This window comes from Fodinibius sp. (assembly GCF_041642155.1).
Taxonomy (GTDB): Bacteria; Bacteroidota; Rhodothermia; order Balneolales; family Balneolaceae; genus Fodinibius.
This window is the reverse complement of sequence record NZ_JBEPWZ010000141.1, coordinates 1-7,344: the sequence shown is the minus strand read 5'-3', so window position 1 is coordinate 7,344 and position 7,344 is coordinate 1. Positions and strand designations below refer to the sequence as shown.

Sequence of the window (7,344 nt, the reverse complement as noted above, 5' to 3'; positions counted from 1 at the left end):
CATGCATTTGTTTTTTGGCCTGCAGTCTAAACAGGGCTATACTCTCATTAGTATGGTTTCTATGTTCCATGATATCTATATTCAATATATACTTCTGCAACACGGTGAGGGACAAAATACCCCATTAAACCATCTGATATAACATCTACTCACCAAACACGTTACTCGAAACAAGGTTGGCCGAGCAAAGCCTTCGTAGACTCCAAGTCCAACCCCAATATCATCCATATTGTCGCGAGGTATTTGCATGGCCTAATTATTATCTTTAACCTAAAATAAAAGATCCGTAACATCTTGTTAACTTAATCAATAAAATTAAAATATCTATGGAAACAGCAGTTCAGGCACAATGGCTCGGACACTCGGCTTTTAAGCTCATCAGTTCGGCCGGCAAAAGCATCTTGGTGGATCCGTTTCTCTCTCAAAATCCTTCGACCCCGGATGAACACAAACAACAAAATGATATTGACTATATCTTATTGACTCACGGGCATGCCGATCACGTGGGCGACACCCTGGAGATCGCCCGGGAGACGGAATCCACCGTCGTGGCGATGGTTGAACTCTCGCGGCTGCTTGTCAGCAAACACGGCCTGGCCGAGGATCAGGCGGTCGAAATCAACAAGGGCGGAACCGTTTCTTTCGATGATTTTTCCGTAACGATGGTATCGGCCAACCACAGCTCTTCCTTTCAGGGCGACTACGCCGGCGATCCGGGCGGACTGGTTATTGCCTTCGACGACGATATTACCTTCTATCATCTGGGTGATACCAACATTTTCTACGATTTAGAGCTGTACGGGGAATTGTACGACCCGGACGTCATTGCTGTCCCCATGGGGGATTATTATACCATGGGGCCCGAAGAAGCCGCTATGGCATGCGATCTCATCCAGGCGGACTATGCCGTACCGGTTCATTACGGAACCTTCCCCGTGTTAAGCGGAGATCCCGAAGACTTTAAAGCATATACCGAGGAATCAACCGATACCGAGGTCTGGATTCCCGAAGCGGGAGAAAACTTTTTGGAATAATAATCCATCAACTATAAGCCCGAAGTACAAAAAAGATGATCACACCGGTAACGGAAACGTAGAGCCATACCGGGAGGGTGATTTTGGAAACCTTGCGGTGCAGCTTCAGCTTTCCTGAAAAAGCGAGATAAAAGCTGGTTAAAATCATCGGCAAGACCAGGGCAGAAAGAATAATGTGTGATACCAGAATAAAAAAATAGACCGGCCGGATCATGCCCTCTCCTCTAAAAGGGGTACTGCCATGAAAATTGTGGTAGACGACATAACTGATTAAAAAAAGCGAGGAGGTCACAAAAGCCGTGAGGTTAAAGTTCATATGCCTGCTGAAATTTCGATCCCGAATGGCTTTATAACCAAACAGCAGCAATACCGCACTGGTGCTGTTTAATAAGGCGTTGAGCGCAGGCAGGCTGGTAATCAGGTTTGAGCTGTAATCACTCCCTCCTTTGAAATAAATAAGCCAGACCAAAAACCCCAGGGCAACACCACTTATTAATAGTATAACCCCGATGGCTTTAAACGGGCTGATATCTTTAAGAAGGTCAAGGGTAAACGGTTCATCATGTGTCATCAAAAAGAGTTTAAAAGATTACTTTAACAGGGGTCAAAGGTACAAATAATAGGTAATTTATTAAGAGCTATTTCGAAAAAAAACGCCTGACATCCATCCCGAAAGCAGCCGGCTTATCGGCTCAACTGCCATTATTTCAGCGCTACCTGAAAACAAGTCGGCTTTTGTGTTAGGCATTTTTAAAAAATTGATTATATATTAGTCCACTATTTCGGGAGCGGTAAAAGATTGGTATCTCCCCTATTTAGAATAGATTTAAATATAGCCGAAGGTATTTTTGCAGGTTCTAAAAGAGTTGGATTTTCCATACCTTCAGGCCGAAACTTTTGTTACGAACATTTGCCAAATAAGCAACGATAAATTATACGTGACCTATGGCTCAGATTTTTCCTAAATGGGCAGACGAAGTTCCACGCCAACTATTGCTTGGGCTTATCATTTTTGCAACAGCAGCGGTTGCCGGTGTCTGGTATTATTTTTCTCCCGAATACACCGATGTGGGGTATGTCCCCGAACAACCTGTTCCCTTCAGCCATAAACTTCATGCCGGCCAGCTGGATTTTGACTGCCAGTATTGTCACACGAATGTTTCTGAGTCAAAGCACGCCAATATTCCCGCCACAGAGACCTGCATGAATTGCCACAACCAGGTTATGACCGATAGTCCGCGACTGGAAAAAGTTCGGGAGAGCTGGGAAACGGGAGAAGCCGTTGAATGGATACGGGTACACAACCTACCCGACTATGCTTATTTTAATCATGCAGCGCACGTAAACGTCGGCGTCGGATGTGAAAGCTGTCATGGCCGGGTAGATCGTATGGACGTCGTCCAGCAGGTTGAACCGCTCAGCATGAGCTGGTGCCTTGACTGTCACCGCAATCCCGAACAATACGTGCGTCCCGCCGAGGAAGTAACGACAATGGGTTATGAGATTGTAAACCAAATAGAAAAAGGACAAGAGCTTGTTTCCGAAAATAATATCAATCCCCCGACGGATTGTCAAAGCTGTCACTATTAATTGCCAATAAGGTGTAGCACGCCGAACGAATTTGAATTAATGCAATCGTAACCGAATGAGCGAAGAAGTCAAAAATCCCAACTACTGGAAAAGCCTGGGCGAACTTGCACGAAACGAAGAGTATGAGAAGTACGTCGAGCGCGAGTTTCCCGAAAATGCTACTGAACTCAACGACGAGGTATCCCGACGCAGTTTCCTGCGCGTGATGGGCGCTTCTATTGCCCTGGCCGGCTTTGCAGCCTGCCGCCGTCCCGTTCAGAAGATTATGCCCTACTCCGATATGCCGGAGGACGTAACGCCCGGCAAGCCATTGTTCTACGCTTCAGCCATGCCTTTTCAGGATGCACTGGCGGGCATTGTTGTTGAGAATCATGAGGGGCGTCCTACCAAGATCGAAGGCAATGAGCTGCACCCGGCCAGCAACGGTAACACCAGCATTTTCGGACAGGCGGCTGTTCTTAATATGTACGATCCCGACCGGTCGCGCTACGTAAGAAAGGATGGGGAACGGTCATCGGTAAACGCCTTTGCGGAATTTTGCAGCAATCATTTTTCCGATACCGGTCAAAATATCGCTTTTGTTTCGGAAGCGAACTCCTCTCCTACGTACAACATGCTGAAGAATCAGGCGTTGGCCCGATTCTCAAACGCCCGATGGATTACCTACGAGCCTTTTGGAGAAGATAATGCCCTCGAGGGGACCAATATCGCTTTCGGGCAGCGGCTGCGCACCTTCAACCGGTTTGACAACGCCAGTGTTATCGTTGCTTTGGATGATGATTTTCTAAATCCCGCCGGCGACAAGAACAGCGTGGAGAACACCAGAAGATTTACGGATGGCCGGCATATTGAATCGCCCGAAGACGGCATGTCGCGCTTCTATGCGATCGAAAGCACGTTCTCGATAACCGGATCAAACGCCGACAACCGCCTGCGTATCAAGTCGAGCGATATAGAACCCTTTATATACGCCCTCGCGGCAGAACTGTCGGATGCTGTTAGCGGGCTCTCCCCGTTCAGCGGCATCAGCAATAAGTTTTCAGATCACGAATGGATTCCCATCCTGGCCGAGGAACTATTGGAAAATCGCGGGGAATCCATCCTGACGGTCGGAAGAGATCACAAGCCGGAGCTGCATGCTGCAGTGGCCGCCATGAACCTGGCGCTGGACAATGCGGGACAGACCGTTACCTATCACCAGGTACCACACCTCGACGAAGAAAACAGCCGGGAGGCTTTTGCCAGCCTGGCAGAAGATCTCAACGCCGGCAGGATCGACACGATTGTTTTGGTGGGCATCAATCCCGTATTCACCGCCCCGGCCGATCTGAACTTTGCCGATGCGCTTTCGGAAGCGGGACAGGTTATTCATCTCTCTGATTATTACGATGAAACGTCGAGGCTCGCCAACTGGCACCTCAACCGGGCCCACTTTCTGGAGGCCTGGGGCGACGGCTCCTCCTATACGGGCACCCGTTCTGTCATTCAGCCTCAAATCGAACCGCTCTATTCCGGAATCAGTGAAATTGAGTTTTTAAATACCATCCTGACCGGGGAGCAGCGCGACGGCTATGATCTCGTTCAGGAGACCTGGCAATCGTACTATTCCTCTGATTTTGAGAGCGGGTGGAAGCAGGCGCTCCACGACGGCGTGGCCGAAGAAGAGGAGTTTCCCGCGGTTTCCGTTAGCCTGTCCGATAACTTCAATACCGCGGCGGGTGATTTTGCAACCGGCAGCGGATCTTCTGAAGGCATTGAGCTGGTCATTCGACCCGATTCTACCGTCTTTGACGGACGTTTTGCCAATAACGGCTGGCTGCAGGAGCTGCCCAAGCCGATGACCAAGATTACGTGGGACAATGTCGCACTGATGAGTAAGGAGACCGCCGACCAGCTGGGTGTCACCGCAGCGGGACTCGGGGAAGCGGAAGTAGAGGTCGTTGCTATTACGGTCGACGGAACTACCGTTGAAATGCCGGCATGGGTACAGCCGGGGCACGCCGATGACAGCATCACTGTTACCGTTGGATACGGCCGCGAGGGTATCGGTCGTGTCGCCAACAAGACCGGCGTTGATACGTATCCGCTGCGCACGACGTCTACGATGTTGTATGCCAGCGGTATCTCGGTGGAAAAGACAGCCAAAACCTACGAAATCGCCTGTACCCAGGATCACAATACCATGGAGGGACGATCGCTTCTGCGCCACGCAACGCTGCAGGAATATCGCGACGATCCCGACTTTTCAACCTATGACTCAGCCTACGATGCCGAGATGCCGGGGCTTGCCTATGCCGATGAGCACGGGAAAGACCGGCCGCTCTCCATATTCAACTCTATTGATGAACAGGAATACCCGGCTGACGAGCCCCAGTGGGGCATGTCGATCGACCTGAACGCCTGTACCGGCTGCGGCGTCTGCACGATCGCCTGTACGGCAGAAAATAATATTCCGGTCATCGGCAAGCGCGAGGTAAGCCGGGGACGTGAAATGCACTGGATTCGAAATGACCGGTATTATGACGGCGACGTCAACGATCCCAGGGCCCTTCACCAGCCTGTGCCCTGCATGCACTGCGAGCTGGCTCCCTGCGAGCAGGTGTGTCCGGTAGCGGCTACGACCCACAGCGATGACGGGATGAACCAGATGACTTATAATCGCTGCATCGGTACCCGTTATTGTGCCAACAACTGCCCGTACAAAGTACGCCGTTTCAATTTCTTCAACTATACCAAAGAATTTTTAACCGAAGGTGACGATCCTGAGATCGTCCAGATGGCGATGAATCCGGAAGTGACTATTCGTTTCCGCGGGGTTATGGAAAAATGCACCTATTGCGTGCAGCGGGTTAATCGTGCCAAGATCGAGACAAAAATTGAGACGGACGGCGAGACGAAGAAACCCGCCGACGGCTCGGTCGAAACGGCATGCCAGCAAGCATGTCCCGCCGACGCTATTTACTTCGGTGATCTTACGGATCCTGAAAGCGAAGTGGTCAAGACAAAGAAAAACAATCGAAACTACCTGCTTCTCGAAGAGCTGAATACCCGACCGCGAACGTCGTATCTTTCCAAAATTCGTAATCCCAATCCCAAATTGGCTTAATTCTCAATAATTTTACGATGAGCACAGATTATCAATACGTACCGGAGCCAAAACTCGTAAAAGGTGATCATACCTTTGGGAGTATTACCGATCTTATCGCAAAGACCCCTCTGTCCCCCACACCCAAGTTGTGGTACCTGGCATTCGGACTTGCCAACATCCTACTTATTGTTCTTTTAGGCGCTATCGGTTATCTCATTTGGGATGGCACCGGTATCTGGGGATTAAATAACCCGGCGGGATGGGGTTGGGCTATTATCAACTTTGTATGGTGGGTTGGAATCGGTCACGCGGGTACGCTGATTTCAGCTATTCTATTCCTTTTTCGCCAGGGGTGGCGGACCGCGATCAACCGTTTTGCCGAAGCCATGACCATCTTTGCCGTGATGTGCGCCGGTATCTTCCCGGCTATTCACGTGGGACGTATCTGGGTGATCTACTGGGTCTTTCCCATTCCCAACCAGATGGCTGCCTGGCCGAATTTTTCGAGTCCCCTGCTGTGGGATGTGTTTGCCGTGAGCACCTATTTCACGGTTTCCCTGCTCTTCTGGTATGTAGGTTTGATCCCCGATTTAGCTACACTGCGGGATAAGGCCAAAAGCAAAGTAGCTAAAATTTCGTACGGTATTGCCTCCCTGGGCTGGACCGGCAGCTTTCGCAACTGGTGGAACTACGAAAAAGCGTATATGATATTGGCGGGACTGGCTACGCCGCTGGTGCTTTCGGTCCACACCATTGTATCGTTCGACTTTGCGGTTTCCGTCATCCCGGGCTGGCACAGCACGATTTTCCCCCCGTATTTTGTGGCCGGCGCCATCTACTCCGGCTTTGCCATGGTATTGACGCTGATGCTGATCGCCCGCAAGATGTACGGACTTGAAGATATCATGAACATCGATATCATGGAAAAAATGAACCTGGTCATGATGATAACCGGGAACCTTGTGGCCTTTGCCTACCTGATGGAAGGCTTCGTAGCCTGGTACAGCGGGTATATTTATGAACAGGGTATTTTCTGGCTCTATGTCGTAGGTCCCTACGCCTGGGGGTTCTGGATCCTGATGTTCTGCAACGTGGTAACCCCCCAGTTTCTCTGGTTCAAAAATATCCGGCGCAACGTAGCTATTACGTTCGTGATCTCCATTATTGTCAATATTGGCATGTGGTTTGAACGCTTTATGATTTCCGTGGCTTCCCTGTCGACCGACTTCATGCCCTCGGCGTGGGATTATTATTCGCCCAGTTTCTGGGATATTGCGACCTATATAGGAACATTCGGACTGTTTTTTACCTTCTTCCTGCTCTTCCTGCGCTTTCTGCCGATGGTTGCCATTGCCGAAGTCAAAGGCGTGATGCCGCAGGCGGACCCGCACAATTACGACGGGGAGACCAACGAGTTTGACCCGAGCAAAACCGAACCTGTAGTAGTACAACAAGAGCAAACTGTTTAGTAACTGATAATCATGGAAACAGAAAACAACAATATGTACGGTGTATTAGCTGAGTTCCGTAATCCCAAAGAACTTGTTGATGCGGCTGCTTCAGTAAAAAAATCCGGCTATAAAGATTTCGACACCTATGCCCCTTTCCCCATCCACGGGATGGAAAAGGCAA

General features: G+C 49.9%; 6 protein-coding genes. 5 read left to right on the top strand and 1 reads right to left on the bottom strand.

Going from position 1 to position 7,344, the window contains the following annotated elements; all coding sequences use genetic code 11:
• Positions 1-326: 326 nt before the first annotated feature.
• Positions 327-1,034, top strand: coding sequence for a metal-dependent hydrolase (locus ACESLU_RS09220; RefSeq protein WP_372638260.1), 708 nt, complete (start codon positions 327-329; stop codon positions 1,032-1,034).
• Between the two features lie 7 nt (positions 1,035-1,041).
• Here the strand turns inward: ACESLU_RS09220 and ACESLU_RS09215 are convergent, their stop codons facing one another.
• Positions 1,042-1,605, bottom strand: coding sequence for a DUF420 domain-containing protein (locus ACESLU_RS09215; protein WP_372638258.1), 564 nt, complete (start codon positions 1,603-1,605; stop codon positions 1,042-1,044).
• A 374-nt stretch (positions 1,606-1,979) separates the two neighbouring features.
• Between ACESLU_RS09215 and ACESLU_RS09210 the strand changes: the two genes are divergently transcribed.
• From ACESLU_RS09210 to ACESLU_RS09195, 4 genes are all read left to right on the top strand, one after another.
• Positions 1,980-2,624, top strand: coding sequence for a cytochrome c3 family protein (locus ACESLU_RS09210; RefSeq protein ID WP_372638255.1), 645 nt, complete (start codon positions 1,980-1,982; stop codon positions 2,622-2,624).
• Between the two features lie 55 nt (positions 2,625-2,679).
• Positions 2,680-5,730, top strand: a complete 3,051-nt coding sequence (locus ACESLU_RS09205; RefSeq protein WP_372638252.1) for a TAT-variant-translocated molybdopterin oxidoreductase — start codon at positions 2,680-2,682, stop codon at positions 5,728-5,730.
• 17 nt (positions 5,731-5,747) lie between these two features.
• The gene (gene nrfD, locus ACESLU_RS09200) at positions 5,748-7,181 is read left to right on the top strand and encodes an NrfD/PsrC family molybdoenzyme membrane anchor subunit (protein ID WP_372638250.1); all 1,434 of its coding nucleotides are present in this window, start codon (positions 5,748-5,750) and stop codon (positions 7,179-7,181) included.
• 12 nt (positions 7,182-7,193) lie between these two features.
• The coding region (locus tag ACESLU_RS09195; RefSeq protein WP_372638262.1) for a quinol:electron acceptor oxidoreductase subunit ActD at positions 7,194-7,344 on the top strand (151 nt) is incomplete at its 3' end.